At 54.7% G+C, this 19103-nt stretch carries 18 protein-coding genes and 1 riboswitch; of the genes, 7 read left to right on the top strand and 11 right to left on the bottom strand.

What is annotated here, in order from left to right; genetic code table 11:
- Positions 1–91 precede the first annotated feature (91 nt).
- From L2W58_RS05820 to L2W58_RS05805, 4 genes are all read left to right on the top strand, one after another.
- A complete protein-coding gene (locus L2W58_RS05820) occupies positions 92–403 on the top strand; it encodes an ArsR/SmtB family transcription factor (RefSeq protein WP_236102349.1) in 312 nt (103 codons plus the stop codon).
- Positions 393–638: a thioredoxin family protein gene (locus L2W58_RS05815; RefSeq protein ID WP_236102347.1), complete on the top strand. Its 246-nt coding sequence runs from the start codon at positions 393–395 to the stop codon at positions 636–638. Before L2W58_RS05820 ends, L2W58_RS05815 begins: the two co-directional genes overlap by 11 nt.
- A 93-nt stretch (positions 639–731) precedes the next feature.
- On the top strand, positions 732–1895 hold the full coding sequence (locus L2W58_RS05810; protein ID WP_236102345.1) for a permease: 1164 nt from the start codon (positions 732–734) through the stop codon (positions 1893–1895).
- A complete protein-coding gene (locus L2W58_RS05805; RefSeq protein ID WP_236102343.1) occupies positions 1892–2311 on the top strand; it encodes an arsenate reductase ArsC in 420 nt (139 codons plus the stop codon). Before L2W58_RS05810 ends, L2W58_RS05805 begins: the two co-directional genes overlap by 4 nt.
- Before the next feature lie 147 nt (positions 2312–2458).
- Here the strand turns inward: L2W58_RS05805 and L2W58_RS05800 are convergent, their stop codons facing one another.
- Genes L2W58_RS05800 through L2W58_RS05785 form a run of 4 tightly spaced genes read right to left on the bottom strand, consistent with a single transcriptional unit; the run spans position 2459 to position 4885 of the window.
- Positions 2459–3403, bottom strand: coding sequence for an NAD(P)/FAD-dependent oxidoreductase (locus L2W58_RS05800; RefSeq protein WP_236102341.1), 945 nt, complete (start codon positions 3401–3403; stop codon positions 2459–2461).
- Between the two features lie 13 nt (positions 3404–3416).
- Positions 3417–3947: a YeeE/YedE thiosulfate transporter family protein gene (locus L2W58_RS05795; RefSeq protein ID WP_236102339.1), complete on the bottom strand. Its 531-nt coding sequence runs from the start codon at positions 3945–3947 to the stop codon at positions 3417–3419.
- 10 nt (positions 3948–3957) lie between these two features.
- The gene (locus L2W58_RS05790) at positions 3958–4188 is read right to left on the bottom strand and encodes a sulfurtransferase TusA family protein (RefSeq protein WP_005660603.1); all 231 of its coding nucleotides are present in this window, start codon (positions 4186–4188) and stop codon (positions 3958–3960) included.
- Positions 4189–4231: 43 nt separating this feature from the next.
- The gene (locus L2W58_RS05785; RefSeq protein WP_338033072.1) at positions 4232–4885 is read right to left on the bottom strand and encodes a YeeE/YedE thiosulfate transporter family protein; all 654 of its coding nucleotides are present in this window, start codon (positions 4883–4885) and stop codon (positions 4232–4234) included.
- A 112-nt stretch (positions 4886–4997) separates the two neighbouring features.
- Between L2W58_RS05785 and L2W58_RS05780 the strand changes: the two genes are divergently transcribed.
- Positions 4998–5924, top strand: a complete 927-nt coding sequence (locus L2W58_RS05780; RefSeq protein ID WP_236102337.1) for a LysR family transcriptional regulator — start codon at positions 4998–5000, stop codon at positions 5922–5924.
- Here the strand turns inward: L2W58_RS05780 and L2W58_RS05775 are convergent.
- From L2W58_RS05775 to L2W58_RS05755, 5 genes are all read right to left on the bottom strand, one after another.
- Positions 5890–6129, bottom strand: a complete 240-nt coding sequence (locus tag L2W58_RS05775; RefSeq protein ID WP_236102335.1) for a sulfurtransferase TusA family protein — start codon at positions 6127–6129, stop codon at positions 5890–5892. The genes L2W58_RS05780 and L2W58_RS05775 overlap by 35 nt on opposite strands.
- 155 nt (positions 6130–6284) lie before the next feature.
- Positions 6285–6776: a hypothetical protein gene (locus L2W58_RS05770; RefSeq protein WP_236102334.1), complete on the bottom strand. Its 492-nt coding sequence runs from the start codon at positions 6774–6776 to the stop codon at positions 6285–6287.
- Between the two features lie 361 nt (positions 6777–7137).
- Positions 7138–8265, bottom strand: coding sequence for a methylmalonyl Co-A mutase-associated GTPase MeaB (gene meaB / locus L2W58_RS05765; protein ID WP_236102332.1), 1128 nt, complete (start codon positions 8263–8265; stop codon positions 7138–7140).
- Positions 8266–10437 (bottom strand): methylmalonyl-CoA mutase, encoded by a 2172-nt coding sequence (gene scpA, locus L2W58_RS05760; protein WP_236102330.1) that lies wholly within the window; start codon positions 10435–10437, stop codon positions 8266–8268.
- Positions 10434–12551: a methylmalonyl-CoA mutase family protein gene (locus tag L2W58_RS05755; protein WP_236102328.1), complete on the bottom strand. Its 2118-nt coding sequence runs from the start codon at positions 12549–12551 to the stop codon at positions 10434–10436. The genes scpA and L2W58_RS05755 overlap by 4 nt, the downstream gene beginning before the upstream one ends.
- 199 nt (positions 12552–12750) lie before the next feature.
- Positions 12751–12914, bottom strand: a riboswitch (cobalamin riboswitch).
- 273 nt (positions 12915–13187) lie between these two features.
- Between L2W58_RS05755 and L2W58_RS05750 the strand changes: the two genes are divergently transcribed.
- Both L2W58_RS05750 and L2W58_RS05745 read left to right on the top strand, forming a co-directional pair.
- Positions 13188–14180, top strand: coding sequence for an ABC transporter substrate-binding protein (locus L2W58_RS05750; protein WP_236102326.1), 993 nt, complete (start codon positions 13188–13190; stop codon positions 14178–14180).
- A 19-nt stretch (positions 14181–14199) separates the two neighbouring features.
- Positions 14200–15945 carry a choline/carnitine O-acyltransferase gene (locus L2W58_RS05745; RefSeq protein WP_236102324.1) on the top strand — a complete coding sequence of 582 codons (1746 nt, stop codon included), beginning with the start codon at positions 14200–14202 and terminating at the stop codon, positions 15943–15945.
- A 45-nt stretch (positions 15946–15990) separates the two neighbouring features.
- Here L2W58_RS05745 and L2W58_RS05740 read toward each other — a convergent pair whose 3' ends face one another.
- Together L2W58_RS05740 and L2W58_RS05735 are read right to left on the bottom strand one after the other, a co-directional pair.
- Positions 15991–18120: a CHASE2 domain-containing protein gene (locus tag L2W58_RS05740; RefSeq protein WP_236102322.1), complete on the bottom strand. Its 2130-nt coding sequence runs from the start codon at positions 18118–18120 to the stop codon at positions 15991–15993.
- Positions 18117–19007: a hypothetical protein gene (locus L2W58_RS05735; protein WP_236102321.1), complete on the bottom strand. Its 891-nt coding sequence runs from the start codon at positions 19005–19007 to the stop codon at positions 18117–18119. The genes L2W58_RS05740 and L2W58_RS05735 overlap by 4 nt, the downstream gene beginning before the upstream one ends.
- Positions 19008–19103 lie beyond the last annotated feature (96 nt).

Raw genomic sequence — 19103 nt, 5'->3', positions numbered from 1 at the left:
GGTTCAAAAAACCGGGCCCGACTTTTTACACTCGGTCCCTTGTATCCTGGTTTTTTGTGTGGTAATATCGCCACACAAAGGAGGGGTTCCCATGGCGGATAAGGACCGGACCGTCGCCGTGTTCAAGGCCTTGGCCCATCCCCTCAGGCTGGAGATAGTCAGGAGGCTGGGCGGAGGCGAGGTTTGCGCTTGCGAGATAGCCCGGTGGTTCGAGTCGGATAGGACCACGGTCAGCAAGCATCTGGCTGTGTTGAGAGATGCAGAGGTACTGAAGGATCGCAGGGAGGGACAGAAGATCCTATATTCCATCGCTTTGCCCTGCGTTTCCGACATGATAAGGTGCGTCGACTCCGATCGATGCGCGCCTATTTGTCCTAAAGGAGGTTGTCGAGATGACAGTTAAGATTCTGATACTGGGGACAGGCTGTCCCAAGTGCAAGAAACTTGCCGAACTGGCCGAGGCCGCTGCAAAGGAGTTGGGTTTGGATTACTCGGTGGAGAAGGTAACCGATATCTCCGAGATCATGGAGTTCGGCGTGGCCGGTACGCCGGGTTTGGTGGTAAACGACAAGGTTGTGTCGGCTGGAAGGATTCCGACCCCTCTGGCGGTCAAGAGGCTCATCTCCGAGGCTCTTTAGGGTTGTAGGCCCCTCAAGGGCCTTTTTTTCGAGAAGATATGTGGTATTTACGTCACATACGTAGGGGAAAACGAAGGAAAGAGGGGTCCCACATTGGAGGATAAAAGGAAATTTGCTTGGATATTAGGGGTGTTTCTCCTTGCCTACTGGCTTCCTATCGACTCTCAGGGGGTGCGGTCCGGTGCGGTGGAGGCCTTGGCTATGCTCCACGAGTACGCCAGGGAACACGTGCTGCTGTGTCTGATACCGGCTTTCTTCATTGCCGGGGCCATCTCCGTCTTCGTCAGTCAACAGGCGGTCATGAAATACCTGGGGGGGCAGGCTAAAAAATGGGTGGCCTATTCGGTTGCGGCGGTCTCCGGGACCATCCTGGCCGTGTGTTCCTGCACCGTGTTGCCTCTTTTCGCCGGTATATACAAAAGAGGAGCCGGTCTCGGGCCTGCCACTGCGTTTCTGTATTCCGGACCGGCCATAAACGTTTTGTCGATCATACTTACCGCCAGGGTCCTGGGGTTCAAACTGGGTGTAGCCAGAGCAGTAGGAGCGATAATCTTTTCCGTGTTAATCGGAATCTCCATGGCGTTCATCTTTCGTGGCGAGGAGGAGGCACGGCAGAAGGGGTTCGCCCAGCTTCCCGACGACGGTTCCGAAAGGCCTCTTTGGAAGACGGTTTGGCATATGGCCAGCATGGTGGCTTTTTTGGTCTTCGCCAACTGGGCTGCGCCGAAGGCTCCCGGTGGAGTTTGGGAGGCCGTTTATTCCGTCAAATGGTACGTTGCGGCGGCAGCCTTCCTATCCACATCGGTGGCTACGGTCGCTTGGTTTGACGGGGATGAAAAGCGGGAATGGATGGATTCCACCTTCGGCTATGCCCTTCAGGTATTGCCCCTTTTGTTTGGCGGGGTCCTGGTTGCTGGCTTTCTGCTGGGACGGCCCGGACACGAGGCCCTCATTCCAGGCGAATGGGTAGCCTCTTTGGTGGGAGGAAACTCGGTGGGGGCCAATTTCTTCGCCTCCATCTCCGGGGCCTTCATGTACTTCGCCACCTTGACGGAGGTGCCAATACTCCAGGGGCTTCTGGGGTCCGGAATGGGTCAGGGACCTGCCCTGGCGCTTCTGCTGGCGGGGCCTGCCCTGTCTTTGCCCAATATGCTGGTCATTAGAAGCGTCATAGGCACTAAAAAGACCGTTGCCTACGTGGGGCTGGTGGTCGTCATGTCCACCATAGTGGGAACCATATTCGGGTACATCTCATGAGGATATTGTTTCTGTGCACCGGGAATTCCTGTAGAAGTCAGATGGCGGAGGGTTGGGCCAGACACACATGGGGGGATCGATACACAGCTTTCTCCGCCGGATCGGACCCTCATGGCCTGGACCCTCTAGCAGTAAGGGTTATGGCCGAGGCGGGAGTGGATATCTCTGGACATCGATCCAAGAGCGTTACAGAGTTTTTTGATTCGTCCATGGACTTGGTTATAACCGTTTGCGACAAGGCCAGAGGCACCTGTCCGGTCTTTCCCGGCGATGCCGAGATGATTCACGCGGGATTCGAGGACCCTCCGGCGTTGGCAAGAGAGGCCCAGAGCGAGGAAGAGGCGCTGTTTTTTTACCGAAGGGTTCGAGACGAGATCAAGGCCTTCGTGGAGAGCTTGCCCGAAATTGTAGGATGATTGCAGAGCTCCGCTAAGTAGACAGCGTATCCCCATGAAGTATTTCCGTCTGGGTCCTTTCTCGAACGGGTTCTGTCGGGATGGCCTTGCGGAGGAGTTCTGGTTAATATAGGTGGCGGCATCTAATAGATGCCGCCACCTATATAATTACCTGGCAAGTATGTAGTTTTCCGCTTCCACCGCTGCTATTGCGCCATCCGAGGCTGCTGTGATGACCTGTCGGAGGGTCTTTGTCCTGACGTCCCCTGCCACGTACACGCCCGGGCAGGATGTCTCCATCTTTTCGTTGGCTTTTATGAAGCCTTGGTCCATCTCGACCTGGTCCTGGAAGATCTGGGTCTTAGGCGTCAGTCCTACATAGGGGAAGACGATAAAGTCCTTCGTTCCCTCTCCAGGGAGGATAGTCCTCTGTTCTTTGGTCTTTACGTTTTCTATAACCATGGATGTCACGCAGTCCGTGCCTCCGATGGACTTAACGACCGAATCCCATACGAACTCGAGGCATTTGCATTCGAAGGCTCTCTCCTGTATGGATTTAGCCGCTCTAAGTTGATCTCTTCTGTGGATCAAAGTCACCTTGTTGGCGAACTTGGTAAGGTACATGGCTTCCTCTACCGCGGAGTCTCCTCCGCCTACGACGTAGACGTCCTTGCCGATGCAGTTGTTAGCGTCGCAGGTGGAACAGAAGGAAATACCCTTGCCTATGAGTTCGGCTTCTCCGTCGCAACCGATTGGTTTGGGTTTTACCCCCGTGGCTATTATTACGCTTTTGGCGTGGTACTCGTTCCTAAAGGTATGGACTATTTTATCCGTCCCTGTTAGTTCGACCTCTTTTACTCCTGTAAGCTTGAATTTGCATCCAAACCTTTTGGCCTGTTTGTAAAAGAGGTTCATCAATTCCTCTCCGCCGACCCCTTCGGGAAAGCCAGGGTAGTTCTCTAGACCCTGTGTGGAGGTTATCAATCCGCCGACCAATCCCTGTTCTATTACCAGGGTGTTGAGCCTGGCTCTTCCGCAGTATATACCTGCCGTCAGTCCCGCTGACCCTGCCCCTATGATAACTACGTCGTAGTCCTCTCTCTTCTTAGCCATTAAGGACCTCTCCTCACATGAAGAATTTCACCAGCAGTTTGCTGCCCACGAAGGCCCCCAGAAACATGAACGCCAAATAGATCCATCCGGATAGGGCCATGGAGGCCACCCCGCTGAAAAGGGCTCCTATATTACATCCGAAGGCAATTCTGGCCCCGTATCCCATGAGGAGACCACCTAGAATGGCGGCTACCATCTGTCTCAGGCTCTTTATCTTCTTTATCTTGAACTCCGATGCCAACAATGTCGCAAGGAGGGCTCCTACGATTATACCTATGTTTCTGATGCTTCCTCCGTTGGCTAACAATCCCTTGGATAACGCCTTTCCGTGACTACCAGCGTAGTATACCCATGTATCGACCGATCCTCCCAATGTCTCGTAGATCCAGGTTCCCCAAAGGGCGAAAGGAGATGTCACTCCCCAAGGTTTGCCGGATGAAGCGAAAATAGCGATGTTGAGGACCGCCAGGATAACCGCACCTGCGTAATAAGGCCAAGGGGTTTTAAGGAAATGCCTGTAGTATTTGTTATCCCTTATATTCACCTTTATCCACTCATTTCGTCTTCTCGATCCAAATCTCCCACTGCCCGTCGTCGATCTCCTCTATCTCGCAGTTGTAACCCTCTTTGTTGGCCCACTCTGGGACGTTCTTTACCGCACAACTGTGATCGATCTCTATTGTTATGGTATCGCCGACGGACATCTCGGCCATTTTTTTCTGGGCCTTTATAAGCGGTATGGGGCAGGCTTCCCCGAGGCAGTCGAGAGTGTATTCTTTCGCCATGGTGTGTGTCCTCCTTAGTTTTTTTGTAAGATATGTCTATTGTTTATTTTTCTAGGCTTTTTCTGTTGCTAAACCAGTCTGCCAGGATGAAAAGCCCCATCAGAAGGCCAAATTGAACGACCAAAGCGGGGAACCATCCCAGTACGTCGGGAAGAAATATCTTTACGCTTCCATCGATAAATGTCGGTTTCCAGTAATTGAAGTCACGAGCTCCCCATACAGAGCCGACGATGAAGAATACCAGTGAGAGCCACTGCATAGAAAAGCCTTCTCCTACTCTCATCAGGGTTCCTGAAGCGCAGCCTCCTGCTATGACCATGCCTATCCCGAACATAAACGCTCCGATGGCTATGTGAACTCCCACAGGAGAGATGTTTCCGGGAATGGGTTGCCCAGTTACGCTGGCTTTGTACTGAATAGCCGCAAATCCTACAGTGGCCAGTGCGATGGCGACTATCACCGCCTTGGTTAGGTTCGTTCCACCAGTAAGAACCGGATCCCTCATAGAAGCGGTGAAACAGAAACGAGAGGCTCTTAGGGTCAATCCCAGTAATATTCCAAAAAACCAAAAAGATGGGTTACTAGGACTGAAGTTGCTTAAATAAAATCCTACAGCTACAATAACAACCAGTAAAAGAAGGGCGATTGGGAGTTGATTTGCCTTCTTCTTCCGTGTAGATCTCTTTGCTCTCTCCACGTCTCTCACCTCCCTTCTAGTTAAATATTTAACTATTATGCTCTATGGTCATTATATTCTTTTCCTTAGTGAAGTAGTTAACGGATAAACTTATGCACCATCGCTCTTACCGATGGACAGGAGGGGACCGTATTTGAACCTATCGACCATAAAGTATTTCCTTAACATAGTTGAGGAAAAGAGCATCTCCAAGGCCGCTCAAAAACTCCATATGAGCCAGTCGGCATTAAGTCAGCAGCTTAAACAGCTTGAGGAAGAGATGGATACATTGCTTTTAGAGAGGAGCAATCATGGTATCTCCCTGACTAAGTCGGGGGATCTCTTTTATTGTTATGCCCAGATATTCGAGGAGTTATACGAGAAGATGAGGTCCGAGATGGAGCTTCTGAAACATCGATCAATATCCGTTATCCGCGTGAGTTCGTCCACCAGCATCTGCGAGTACCTTGTACCCTGTGCCTTGACGGCTTACCAGAGGAGAAATCCCTCTATTAGATTCAACAACATCTGTAACTATACCGAGGAGGTCCTGGAGGACGTCAGAAATTTTCGGTCCGATATAGGGTTCATCTCCCAGGAGAAGGGGAGTGACGAGGACCTTTTTGTGCACAAGTTGATGGACAATAGGTTGGCGATAATAAGTTCCCCAAAAAATAGAGCGATCGAAGATATTCGATCGCTCTGCGAGCTCGCTAACATGAACCTATTGTTGTGTCCTAAAAAGTCCGGTCTTCGTGGAATAATAGATAAAGCTTTCTCCGATAACGGAGTGTCTCCGGAAAAACTGAACGTGGTAATGGAGATGGGCAGCTTAGAGGCATTGAAAGCATCTGTGGCGAACGATGATGGAGTTTCTATAGTTCCTTACGTTACAATTAAAAAAGAGCTTTATCTTGAGATGTTGAAACAACATATTATTCCGGATGTGGACATGAGCTGCCCCGTCTCGATAGTCTATCATCGGTCGTCTCTTCAGATGCCCGAGTTGGATTCTTTTATAGAGTTTATGCTTCATGAGGGGAAGGATAGTTTTTGCTGATGGTGATCTCGAAAACGCCAGGTACGACCTCTTCCAGCTCGATAGAGCATCCCATCTCGTCGGCGATATCCTTGACGTTCAATGGGGCGCAGCTATGGTCTGAAACAAGGAGGACGCTCTCTCCCGGCCTCATCTTCTCCATCGCCACCTTGGCTTTCATTCCAGGTATGGGGCAAAAGTCCCCTAGACAGTCGATTTTTTTCAATTCGATACCCCCTTGCCCCTAATATACCTTAATGTATCTGGGGCCTCCAGATTATCGGTGGTCTCGTTCTGGATATCTCCTCCGTATTGAGGGGTTTAAAGTATAAAAAAGACGGTTACCCTTAGCTTCGTAGGGTAACCGTCTTTTTTTATACCTTATTTTCTCGACCTGTGGCGTTGTGCTCTTATCAATTTATCCATTTCTCCGCTCTCTAAGGTTCCCCAGCCTACGAAAGTGTAGGGACGAGGAGTCCCAAAAAGCTCTTGGAATGACTTGAGGGGAAACTGGTTTAGAACGTAAGCCCTGTTGTCGTTCTGTTTTTGTTCTTCCTGTTTCGTGATGGTCCCGGTCTTTTTCTTCTTCTTTAGCTCAAACCAGTCGGAAGGCCAGAGTCCATCTTGCAACTCGACGTGTACTCCCTGAAGGGTCGATTTCCTCATAAAATCGAACGTAAAACTCTTCATCCCTGAAATCATCCCCGAAGGAGGCCAAGTCCTTTTAGTATTGTCCCTGCCTTTCACGAAGAAATCCAGGAGATCTATGGGGCCTCCAGGGGCTCGTGCAAAAATGACAAGATCCTCGAAGTTTACCGGTTCTCCATCGGTAAAGAGCATGCTGGTCCCGTAACTCAAGGCCATGAAGGACATGGTCAATCCAGGACATGTGTGTCCTCCGTAGTGATCATATACATCCGTGAGCCCTATTTCCTCGACCTGTCCGTCCGTCCCCAATACCTTCATGGGAGGAAGAGCTTCTGTAGCTGGAGGGTATTTCCCGGAGGCCTGGGAAATTCCTACGAAGGCGATGGTGCACAGTATCGAAATGGTGAGTATGTAACTTGACGACCTTAAGGTTTTGATTTTCATGGTGTCCTCCTAACAAAGAGAGATAAGACTATCTTTTAGAGGAATGTTAACAGCGAAGATCCGTCAGGTCAAGTGTCGATAGAGGTAATCAAGATCGTTTATGCGCGGTGTGCTTATATCCTGTTTCCAGAGGTCCCTCCCGTTATCGTCGAAAAATAGTCGTCTCCAGGGCATCTATAATGGCCTTCGCTGCAACCGTGGGCGGCGAATCTCCACGGACCACCATCTCTCGGATTGAATCCCGTTTCTTTGCTATGGAGGGATCCTGAGAGATTTTGTGGTGAATGTACTCCTCCACCATGGTGTCCATCCATTGGAGGGCCTGTCTGGCTCTCCTCTCTCGGAAGAACCCCGACTCTTTCATGGTTTTCTCGAACTCGGTAACGAGCTTCCACAGGTCGTCTATACCGTCGCCGGTGAGGGCGGAGCAGGCGTAGGCTCCGGTAGTCCAGCCCTCCGTTGCGGGACGGAGATAGTGAAGTATCTGCTCGTAGTCCGCCCTTGTGACCAGGGCCTTTCTTCGGTTGTCTCCGTCGGCTTTGTTGACCACTATGGCGTCGGCCAGCTCTATGATCCCCTTCTTTATTCCCTGAAGGTCGTCTCCCGCACCGGTCAACACCAGTACCATGAAGAAGTCAACCATGGATCTTACGGTGGTCTCGCTCTGGCCGACCCCTACCGTTTCCACCAGTATGACGTCGTATCCGGCGGCCTCGCATAGCAGCAGGGTCTCCCTGCTCTTTCTGGTGACTCCTCCCAGGGTTCCGCTGGAGGGAGAGGGCCTTATGAAGGCTCCGGGTTCCCTGGTGAGCTTTTCCATCCTGGTCTTGTCTCCCAGAATGCTTCCGCCCGAGACGGAGCTGCTGGGGTCCACGGCAAGCACCGCAACCTTGTGTCCTCTCTCGCAGAGAGAGCAGCCGAGGGTCTCTATGAAGGTGCTTTTTCCGACTCCGGGAACCCCTGTTATCCCTACTCTTACGGCGTTTCCGGTATTCGGTAATATCCTCTGGACGAGCTCCTGGGCAGGGTCGAAGTGTCTGGGGGCGTTGCTCTCTATGAGGGTTATCCCTCTGGAGAGAATCATCCTGTCTCCCGCGAGGATGCCCCTCTCGTAGTCGTCCAAGGTCAGTTTTTTTCTGGATGGAGTCTTCCCCGTCCCGGTGGGGGCGGCTCCGTCCTTGACCCCGTCGACCCCGGTCATAACCCGACAGGAGAACTGGGATCCCCCCTCTTGGGGGACCCAGTCGGGCCTGTAGGTCTCGTAGGTCATCTAGGGCAGATCCTGGTCGGAAAGTCGACGGTTGAGGATTTCCAGCATCTCCTTGGCCGCCGCCGGTATGACCGTTCCGGGACCGTATATCGCGGCGGCTCCGTGCTCTCTCAGGTATTCGTAGTCCTGGGCCGGGATGACCCCTCCGGCTATGACCATTATGTCGTCTCTGCCCCTCTTGGCAAGCTCCTCTATGAGCTGGGGCAGAAGGGTCTTGTGCCCTGCGGCCAGGGAGCTCATGCCGACTATGTGGACGTCGTTGTCCACAGCCTCCTGAGCGGTCTCCGCCGGGGTCTGGAAGAGGGCTCCGACGTCCACGTCGAACCCCATGTCGGCGTAGGCGGTGGCCACCACCTTGGCTCCCCGGTCGTGGCCGTCCTGGCCCATCTTGGCCACCATTATCCTGGGCCTTCGCCCCTCCCGTATCTCGAAGTCGGCGGTCATTCCGCGAACTTCCTCTATGATATCCTCGTCGGCGAACTCGCTGCTGTAGATTCCCGAGATGGACCGTATGACCGCCTTATGTCTTCCGCAGACCTTCTCCACGGCGTCGGATATCTCTCCCAGACTGGCCCTCGCCCTGGCGGCGTCGACCGCCAGGTCAAGCAGGTTCCCCTCGCCGGTCTCCATGGAGTAGGTAAGGGCGTCCAACGCCTTTATTACTCGGTCGGTGTCCCTCTCGGAGCGAAGCTTCTCCAGCCGCCTTATCTGGGCCTGTCGGACCGCCGAGTTGTCCACCTCGAGGATGTCTATGGGGTCCTCCTTTTCCAATTTGTGAAAGTTCACTCCCAGAATTTTCTCTTTGCCCGAGTCTATGTGGGCCTGCCGTCTGGCCGCCGCCTCCTCGATCCTCATCTTTGGAAGACCGGTGTCTATGGCCTTGGACATGCCCCCTAGCTCCTCCACCTCCTGGATATGTTCCCAGGCTCGACGGATAAGCTCGTCGGTAAGGGTCTCCACATAATAGGAGCCTCCCCAGGGATCTATGACCTTACATACGCTGGTCTCGTCCTGGATGTAGAGCTGGGTGTTTCTGGCTATTCGGGCGGAGAAGTCGGTCGGCAGAGCTATGGCCTCGTCCAGGGCGTTGGTGTGGAGCGACTGGGTGTGCCCCAGAGCCGCAGCCATGGCCTCCACGCAGGTTCTGGCTATGTTGTTGAAGGGGTCCTGAGCGGTCAGACTCCATCCCGAGGTCTGGGAATGGGTCCTGAGAGCCATGGACTTGGCCTTCTTGGGATCGAACTGTTTTACTATCTTTGCCCAGAGCATCCTGGCGGCCCTCATCTTGGCGACCTCCATGAAGTAGTTCTTCCCAATGGCCCAGAAGAACGAGAGCCTCGGGGCGAAGTTGTCCACGTCGAGCCCCGCCTCTATACCGGTGCGGATGTACTCCAGACCGTCGGCCAGGGTGTAGCCCAGCTCTATGTCGGCTGTGGCGCCCGCCTCCTGCATGTGATAGCCCGATATGCTTATGCTGTTGAATTTGGGCATATGCCTGGATGTGTAGGAGAATATGTCCCCGATGATCCTCATAGACGCGTCAGGGGGATATATGTAGGTGTTTCGGACCATGAATTCCTTGAGTATGTCGTTCTGGATGGTTCCGCTCAGGAGGGAGCGGTCTACCCCCTGTTCCTCCGCCGCAAGGATGTAGAAGGCCATGACCGGGAGGACAGCTCCGTTCATGGTCATGGATACCGACATACGGTCCAGAGGGATCCCGGAAAATAGGATCTCCATGTCCAATATGGAGTCCACCGCCACCCCGGCCTTGCCGACGTCCCCCATGACCCTGGGATGGTCCGAATCGTAGCCCCTGTGGGTGGCAAGATCGAAGGCGATGGACAGGCCCTTCTGACCAGCCGCTAGGTTTCTCCTGTAGAAGGCGTTGCTCTCCTCGGCGGTGGAGAATCCGGCGTACTGCCGGACCGTCCACGGCCTGGTGACGTACATGGTGGAGTAGGGCCCTCTTAGAAACGGCGGAACCCCGGCCATGAAGTCCAGGTGCCTCAATCCCGCGATATCCTCTTTTCTGTAAAGGGATTTGAGGTCTATCTGCTCCATGGTCTTTGCGAGGTCGTCCTGATTTTCCCCCCACCTAGGAAGGGGCATCCCTTCGTCGGTGGATGGAACGGGGGGTATCTCTGTGAAGTCCGGTTTTGCTCTTGTCATTGGAACATTCCTCCGGTTCTCTGCAGCGATTCGAGTATCTCGAAGCAGTTGGCCCTGACGTGGATGAAGTCGTCCACGCCGGATTTCTCGTAGATTTCCTTGAACTCCGGAGCGGGGGCTCCCGCCAGGAGTACCTTCATCTCCGGCATGTTTTCCTTGAGAGCCTTGGCCAGAGGGGGCACCAGGTCGGGATAGCTTTCGTCGCTGGAGCATATCACCGTTACCGCGGCACCCGATTCGGAGGCGGCGCTGACCGCCTCCTGGATGGTGTCGAATCCGTCGTTTCTTATAACCTCGAAGTTGGCCACCTCCATGAAGGACGCGCTGAAGTCCGACCGGGCCTTGTGCCGTTTGAGCGGCCCCATTCCGGCCAGAAATATCTTGAAACCGCCTTCCCTGACGGCGAAGTCCTCGGTGCGACGGCGAAGTTCCTCGAACCTCTCCGTCCATCTGTGAGGGGCTATGGGGCGAACCCTTATATCACCTTGAAATCCGTCGTCCAGGATATGTCGTACCTCCGACAGAGTGGCTCCCGCCATGAATGTCTCGATCAGGGCCTTCATGAATGCTCCAGGTTCTCCTCCGATGCTGTCCAGAATGGATTTCAGGGTTTTCTCTCGATGTAGTTCGTCGGTCAGTTCCCGGTATTCGGAGATAGCTTTCTTCCTGACGGATTTCTCGTCTCGATCGGATCGGGGTGATTCGTCCAGAGGTCTCTCTGTGACGTTGGCGTAGGCGTTGGTGCCTACGGCTCTATCGGACCTGCGGTTCAGCTTTTCCTGTCGGGATTTAAGAACTCCGGCTACGTCGTCCTGAATCTTGCCGGTTTTAAGCGCCTCCAGGATTCCTCCGGAGCTCTCTATTTCCTGCATGTACTCCCAGCTTTTGCGATAGACCTGGTCCGTTAGTTTTTCGACGTACCAAGATCCGCCGACCGGGTCTATCGGTTGTCTGAGGTTGAACTCGTTCTGAAGGAGAACCTGTATGTTTCTCGATATCCTTCTGGACTGTTCCGTCCCCGTCCTGATCGGATCGTCGAAGCGACGTACCCATAGGGAATCGGCTCCTCCGATCACGGCTGAGAAGGCCTGAGTCGTCCCTCTGAGGACGTTGACGTAGGGGTCGTAGACGGTTTGGGTGAATCGGGATGTGGAGGCGAACAGGTCGATCTTGGCCGATTCGTCCTTACCGCCGAAGGAGCGGACTATCCTGGACCAGAACATTCTAGCCGCCCTGAGCTTGGCGATCTCCATGAAGAAGTTGGCTCCGACGGGGAAGCTGAAGCGTATTTGTGAGGCGATATCGTCTACGTCGATACCCCTTATGGTCATAGCCCTTATGTAGGCTATGCCGGTCGCCATAGAACAGGCCAGTTCCTGGACGCAGTTGGCTCCACCGTCGTGGTACACGTCCCCCCTTATCAGGACCGTTTTGAGCTCTGGGGCGGATTCTCTGCCCCACTGTATGGACAGGGCCATCTCGTCCATCAGTTCGTCCATGGGACAGGACAGATGTCCGGATCCCGCAAGGGTTCCTATCGGATCCGCTCCTATGCACCCCCGTCGAGATCTCAAAGAGTCCCTCTTGCCCTGTGCCACCGCCCTGGCCGACATCAGTCCCAACATGGGAGCGCTGGAGGCTCCTGCGAAAAGGTGAATCGGATAGGTCGTCAGATCAAGGTCGGTCAACAGGTCGTCGACGTCCTTCAGCGTTGCCAGGGACAGTCCTCTGGTATCGTATCGATCGGAACTCTCCACGCAGTCCCTGGTCGATTGGTTGAGTACCAGATGGATGGAGTTCGATCCTCCTGAGAGCTCTTTCTTAACAGCCTTGTTGGCCTCCTCCGGCAGGTATTCGTCGATAGCTTGGGCAATGGACCAGGGACGGTCCATGTAGCCTCTGCGGTCCGTCCCCCTGAGGTAATCGGGGGTCCCCGGCAGGGTGAGAGGATGTGTCAGGTTCTCGATATCCTCCATTCGGTAGATAGGTTCCAGAGTAATGTCTTCGTATGTCCTGGTAAGCAGACGTCTCTCGAATGGGGCTCCCTTCAGAGCTGTCTCCGCTTCCTTTCTCCACTCGTCGTAGCTGGTCGGGGAGAATTCGTCGAAAGTCACGGCGGGAAACGGCTTAGGGTTTTCCCGTTCTTCCATATCCATGGGCGATCATACCTTCCTTATCGTGGGATAGTGTACGTCTATCGCTAACCGAGTGCCTGCGGATAAAAAAAGCCGCCCCTGCGGGCGGCTAGAGCATATACAAATATTCCACGGGGGATCTCGCCCTCGTGAGAACAACATCGTCCGCCCGCGCAGACGCTGGTTGCTCCTGCAGACCGGTCTCCTGACTTCCGATCATCCTACTTCCCCCTCTTCCCGAAGCTGTCTTCAGTGATATGGCGGGGTTTCGTCACGGTTACAGTGGCGGGGCCGTCCCGGACTCTCACCGGGTTCCCGTTCATCCGCAGGTTCAGTTACGATTGGTATCCCATATTATTCCAGCGTCTCGACCGATGTCAAGCTCTCTCTATAACGAGGTAGCCGTTTTTTGATTTTTTGTATAATAGATCTGTCGTCGAGAGGTCTCTATCCTGGTGATCGTTCTGAAGTAAGGTATGAGAGGGGGAAGATTCCGTCAATTGTCGGTCCGAGATATAAATTTATGTTATTATGTAAATTTACAGTGGCAAAGCCCTTGCATGGGTCAGGCGTTCTCCCCGAGATCGGGGAGACTTTTTCGAGAGGAGTCGATGTATGAGAAAGAGTGCGAAGTTTTTCAGTGTGATTTTGACGTTGGGGGTTATTCTGTCCTCCATGGCGGCCTCGGCCGGGTCTAAGATAGTCTTTGCCGATTTCAGCTGGGAAAGCGCCCAGTTCCACAACAGGGTGGCCGGTTACATACTGGAGCATGGATTCGACCGCGAGGTAGCTTATTCGCTTACCGAGGAGATGCCCGGTTTTCTGGGACTGGAGAGAGGCGATCTTCAGCTTGCCATGGAGACGTGGGTGGATAACTCCATAGCCATCTGGGATAAGATAACGAAGAAGGGGAAGGTCCTGGAGATGGGGAAAAACTACCCCAACGCTCCTCAGGGCTGGTATGTCCCCACGTTCATCATAGAGGGAGACCCCGAGAGGGGGATAGAGCCTCTCGCTCCGGATCTCAGATCGGTTACGGATCTTCCCAAGTACTGGAAGATCTTTCAGGATCCGGAGAACGATGATAAAGGCCGTTTCCTGAACGGTCCTACCGGTTGGCCGATCAGCATCAAGAACGTCGATAGGCTGAAAGCGTACGGACTCGACGATACATACGTTAACTTTTACGCCGGTTCCGGTGCGGCTTTGGCCGTCGGTATAGCCAGTGCCTTCGAGAAGGGACGGCCGGTTCTGGCCTATTATTGGGAGCCTACCCCTCTGCTCGGAAAATACGACATGACCAAGCTGGAGGAGCCGCCCTACGATCCGAAGGTATGGAAGGAAACAGGTATGTGCGCCTTCCCCGCCTGTAGAGTCCTCAAAACCGGAAACCGTGCATTTCTGGAATCCGAGCCGGAGATTAGGAATTTCGTAGAGAGGTACGAGACCTCCTTAGAGCTGACCAGCGAAGCTCTCGCTGTCATGGATACCGAGGGGATGAGCAGCGCCCAGGCGGCGGAGTGGTTCCTGAGGGAGCATACCGAGGTATGGTCGCCCTGGGTCGACGAAGAAGTGAGGGCGAAGGTCTCCAAGGCCTTAGGCCTTTAATTAAGGGGAGGTGGTCGTTTTGTCCGGTTCGGCTATGGAAGGTTTGTCTCGACGCCTGCCTTTCGACGATCCTTACGACGGTGCGGAGAAACTGGTTTCCTGGGCGGAGCCGCTGCTTTCGCCTGAGGAGTTGGATCTTTCGAGAAGGGCGGTCATGGATTTCTGCGCCGGGCCGGCCTCCCTTTTGCAGCGGGAGCTGGATCGTCTTAGAAAGGGCGACGACGAAATACTGGAGCTTCTGCCCTATTGGAGGGGATGGTACCTAGAGCAGAGGGAGCCTCTGCCGGTACACGTCAATCCCTTTTACCTGTTCGACGGAGACGAGGTCACCGAGGACGATCCTCTCCGTATAGCCGCCCGTCTCTCCTTGGCTGCGGCCTCCTTCTGTTCCCGTATAGACCGGGGGGATATTACTCCGGACGAGTTCAGAGGGGAGCCTCTCTGTATGGATCGTTACGACACGATGTTTCGATCCTCCCGGGGGGCCTTCTCCGGCAAGGACAAGGTGATGCTCGGAGATCCGGAAAGCCTTGCCGGGCGATCCGCTCTCGTATCGGTGAGAGGACGACTTTTTCTGGTCGAGCTTATCTCTCCGGAGGGCGGCATGAGGGATTTCGACGATCTCGTCGGGGTTCTGAAATCCCTGTGGCTAGACGGTGGAGAGGACGAGCTTCCCATAGGTCTGATGACCTGTCCCGACAGGGATGGAGCCTCGAGGATCAGGAGGGAGCTCTGCATGGACGAGGAGAACGCCGGCACCCTTGCCTCCCTGGAGGGGGCTCTGTTCGCTCTCTGTCTGGACGGCGACTGCGGCCCGGATCTTTATGACGGAGCCAGGCATTTTCTCTTCGACGGAGGGAGGAACCGATGGTTCGAGAAATCCTTCCAGATAGTCGTGACCTCCGACGGACACTGTGGGTTGAACTTCGAACATTCGGGAAGAGACGGAACCTATGTCGGGAGGCTGGTCCGGGAGATCCTGGCCAGCTGCGGTGCGGCCGGGGCCGGTCGGTCCGACATGTCCGATCCTTCGGAGCTGACTTTCTCCCGTTCTCCCAGACTGGTCGAGCTTTTGGAGAAGGCCCGGAGGGACTGTGAGGAACTGGGGAACTCGATAGTCCAGCGTCCTTTCGTCTTCGATCTCTTCGGACGGGAGAGGATAAAGAGCGGCGGAGTCAGTCCGGACGCATTCGTCCAGACCGCCATGCTGATGGCACAGAAAGAGATCTGGGACGATTGGCAGAGCGTCTACGAATCGGTTCAGCTACGTCGTTTCGAAGGTGGCAGGACCGAGGGGACCAGGCCTCTGACCGCCGAGTCCGCGGTTTTCGTCGATGCCTTTCTGTCAGGGAAGTCCGACGACGAGACGCTGAAGTCCCTTCTTCAGAGAGCGGGGGAAGCCCACAGGGACAGGATAGCTCAGTGCATGGACGGCAAGGGGCCGGAGGGACATCTATCGCTTCTGCGAAGGATATGGAGGGAGAGAGGCGACGATCTGAACATCCCGAAAGAGCCGGAGCTCTACAGTTCTCCAGCCTGGCGAAGGCTGACCAGAAACGTCATATCCTCCAGCACCACCAAGGGCGACGGGTTGAGGCTGGCCGGCTACGGTCCGGTGGAGCCCGGGGGGCTGAGTTCCAGATATCTTTCCAGACGGGAAGAGCTTATCTTCCACGTGGCCTCCTGGAAGAGCGACGGAGATCTGGCCGATAGATACGTGGATTCACTGAAAAAAGCCCTCTCCGAGATGGAAAAGATACTCTAGAGTTCCTCTACAAACGCGAGCCCCTAGGGGCTCGCGTTTTACGTCTTACCTGTCGCTATGGTTTTTCTCGTACCAGGAGGGACCTATCCGATGAAGGGCCTCCACCACGTCGGAGTCGAAAAGGGTTTCAGAGTCTCGGTCGAAGAGCTTCAATATCTCCTCAAGATCCCAGCCTTCCTTGTAACATCTTCTGCTGGAGAGGGCGTCGAAAGCGTCCGCAACAGCCACGATCCTTCCGGCCAGGCTTATCTCCTCCCCCTTCAATCCCAGAGGATATCCGCTCCCGTCCAGCTTTTCATGGTGTTCCAGCAACGCCTTTTTCGCCACCTCGCTCAAAGGCACTGTCGCCATGATATCCCTTCCGATGGAGGGATGTTCCTTTATCCTTCCGTATTCCTCCTCGGTAAGCTTGTCCGGTTTCTGGAGGATGGCGTCCGGTATGCCTATCTTGCCCACGTCGTGCAGGGTCGCTCCCAGATACAGCTCTTTCACGAACTCGTCCGAGAGGTTCATTGCTATGGCCAGGTCCCTCGATAGAGAGGCGACCCTGTCGGAATGTCCTCTGGTGTCCTGATCCTTGGCGTCGACCGCCGCCACGATGGCCTTTATGGCCCCCTGTATGGCCTGAGCTCGTTGCTGCTCTCTCTGTAGAGCCACGGAGAACCAGCAGGCGGTCAGGACCACCGCGACGGCGCTTCCGAGATCCTCCTCGGATATCTCTCCGGTCCAGCCGAGTTCCACCACTCCGTTCCATCCCGAGGGCGGTTTTATGAACATATGATATCTTTCCGAGTCTCCCGGGACCTTCACCAGGGAAGTCCCGTCGTCCTGTGATATTACCTCTCCTCTTTTCATGGTTTCGGAGATCTCTTGGGGCGGCACGTGTTTTTTAATCAACTTTATGGAGGTCAGCTTATTTATCTCCGGCCAAACCCGATCCAGAACCGTCTCCGGTGATTTCGCCATGTCCCCGTCCTTCCAGGCTCCGAAGGTTATCGAGGCCAGAAGGTTGGAGTAAAGGGCTCCCATTCTGGCCGATCTAGAGAGCCCCAACAGTCTGTATGCCACGGATATCAGATAGGACGAGAGCCCCAGGACCACGGCCGTCCCGGGAGAGATCCAAAGGCCCCACAGAGAGAGCAGGATAAAGGGTATTATCGTTGTGCCGATAACCATTATGGATACGATGGCCCAACTCAATATCGGAGGGGACAGAAGCCCGATCGCTCCGGAGCAGAGTATGGAGAAAAGGCTCAGCAAGGTCTCGTAGTGTCTAGGTACCGACCGGATGCCGCCAGGGTCCAGAAGCGTCGCTATGGAGAGGGCTACAAACGACGCTCCGGGGATCGGTCTTATGGCACCCTGGCTGTAGAGGGATACGGTATCCTGTATCCCCAGGCCTGCGGCGTTTACTCCTACGACGACCAAGGCGTCCTCGAAGGTGTCCTTGGGGACCCTGCCGGCCAGGACGTCCGAGTACTCGTAGACAGGTATATCCCCTAGGGGGCGGTGGATTATCCATATGCCTCCTTCATCGTTTATGGGGAAGGCCCGATCTCCGAGCATGAGAGTCGGTCGTCCTGTCTCTTTCGAGATGGTCAGAGGCCCTCCTCCGTGGGCGAGAGCGGCGGCCAGAGGAAGCGACGGTTGACTTCCCTTCTCGAAGGTCCACAGGGGTATGAGAAACCGGTACAGCCCGTCGATATCGGGGACCACGTTGGCTACTCCGAAAGACTTCGCCGATAGGACTAGATCTCGATATGGCAGCACCGGTTCTATCGTTCCGTTTTGTTCCGTCAGGTGATAGGCTACGACGCAGTTTCCCTGTTCCGCGGCCTTTTCTGCCAGGAAGCGGTCTTGCCAGGACACCGATTTTTCCGGGAATATCATGTCCAGCACTACGGTACGGGCCTCGTTCAGCTGGGTTAGAAGTCTTCCGTGTACCGACCTGGGCCAGGGCCATCCTCCGAGCTCCATGAAGGAAGGTTCCTGTGCCAGAACCAGGATGACCTTGTCTCTCATCTCGGGAGGGGTGAGAGCGTCGAAATAACGGTCCATTAGAAACCTATCCATACGGATAAACATATCTATGGGAGACATCGCCACTATCGTCCCGAAGGTCATTACCATGAGGAGCAGTAGTCCCTTACGTCGGAGGTATCTGGAATTTCTCATCTGTCCCTCTGGCGGGGCAGTACCTGTCTGGCGACTCTTAGCTTCCCAGAGTCCCCCCTGACCGCGGTGGCTTTCGATATTATCGTTACGTCGCAGGGGATTCTGAAGTCGAAACCGTTGGCCTCTATGATGGAGGCGGCCTCGTCCGATATGACCACTGTCCCGTCCTGGGTGACAAATATATCGTGGGATATGACCAGAGGCTTGCCCTCCTCGGCCCAGGCCGGTGAGATCCCCCAGGATATGCCCCTTGAAGAGAGCTCGCTCTTTTCAAGGGAGAACGCGCCTTTATCGATGAAGGACTCTTTGTCCATGAAGGGAGATCCGTATACCTGTTTCCCCGATCTTGACATCACGGTGAGTATCATGGATGGTTTAAAGGGACGATCCCCGAGGTTCAGGACCAGGCGGTCGAACCCGCTTCCCTCGTAGGTGGGGACCTCCCTGCTTTTCAGGTCGGGAACTTTCGATGCAATCGCTCCTCGAAGGTCTTTCATCGGCAGATCTCCTGCGACGGTGTAGATCTGTCCGTCCCAGGTACCTCTCTCTATGGAGACTCCCTTTATGTTCCCCTCGACGGAGGTCCTTACCTCGTCGTAGGCCATGAAGTCCTTTACTGTGGTCGTGGATTGGATGGATATGCCGTTTACGAACTCCAGAAGGTTTCTCCTGAGGTCTAAAATGGCGGCCCTTTGAGCCAGCAGCTTTGCCCTTCCGGGCGACTCTACCCAGTCCGGAGCGACGCCCTGTCCGGTCGCTACTATCCTGTCGTCGGACCACAGGATCAGGGGTTCCACGAGATCCGATCCCTCGATGGATCTAAACGACGCTACCAGAGCGACTATCGCAGCCAGGCAGGCGAAAAACGGTTTAGACGATCTTCTCATGGCGAAACCTCCTTTTCCTATATGATACTGTAATCGTAGGCGAGGAAACAAGGAGAGCGGCCTGGCACGGTCTCCTAGGATGGTGCATAATACCGC

The sequence above is a fragment of the Dethiosulfovibrio faecalis genome (assembly GCF_021568795.1).
GTDB lineage: Bacteria > Synergistota > Synergistia > Synergistales > Dethiosulfovibrionaceae > Dethiosulfovibrio > Dethiosulfovibrio faecalis.
The sequence above is the reverse complement of the archived record's forward strand: the minus strand, read 5'-3'. Positions and strand labels throughout refer to the sequence as shown.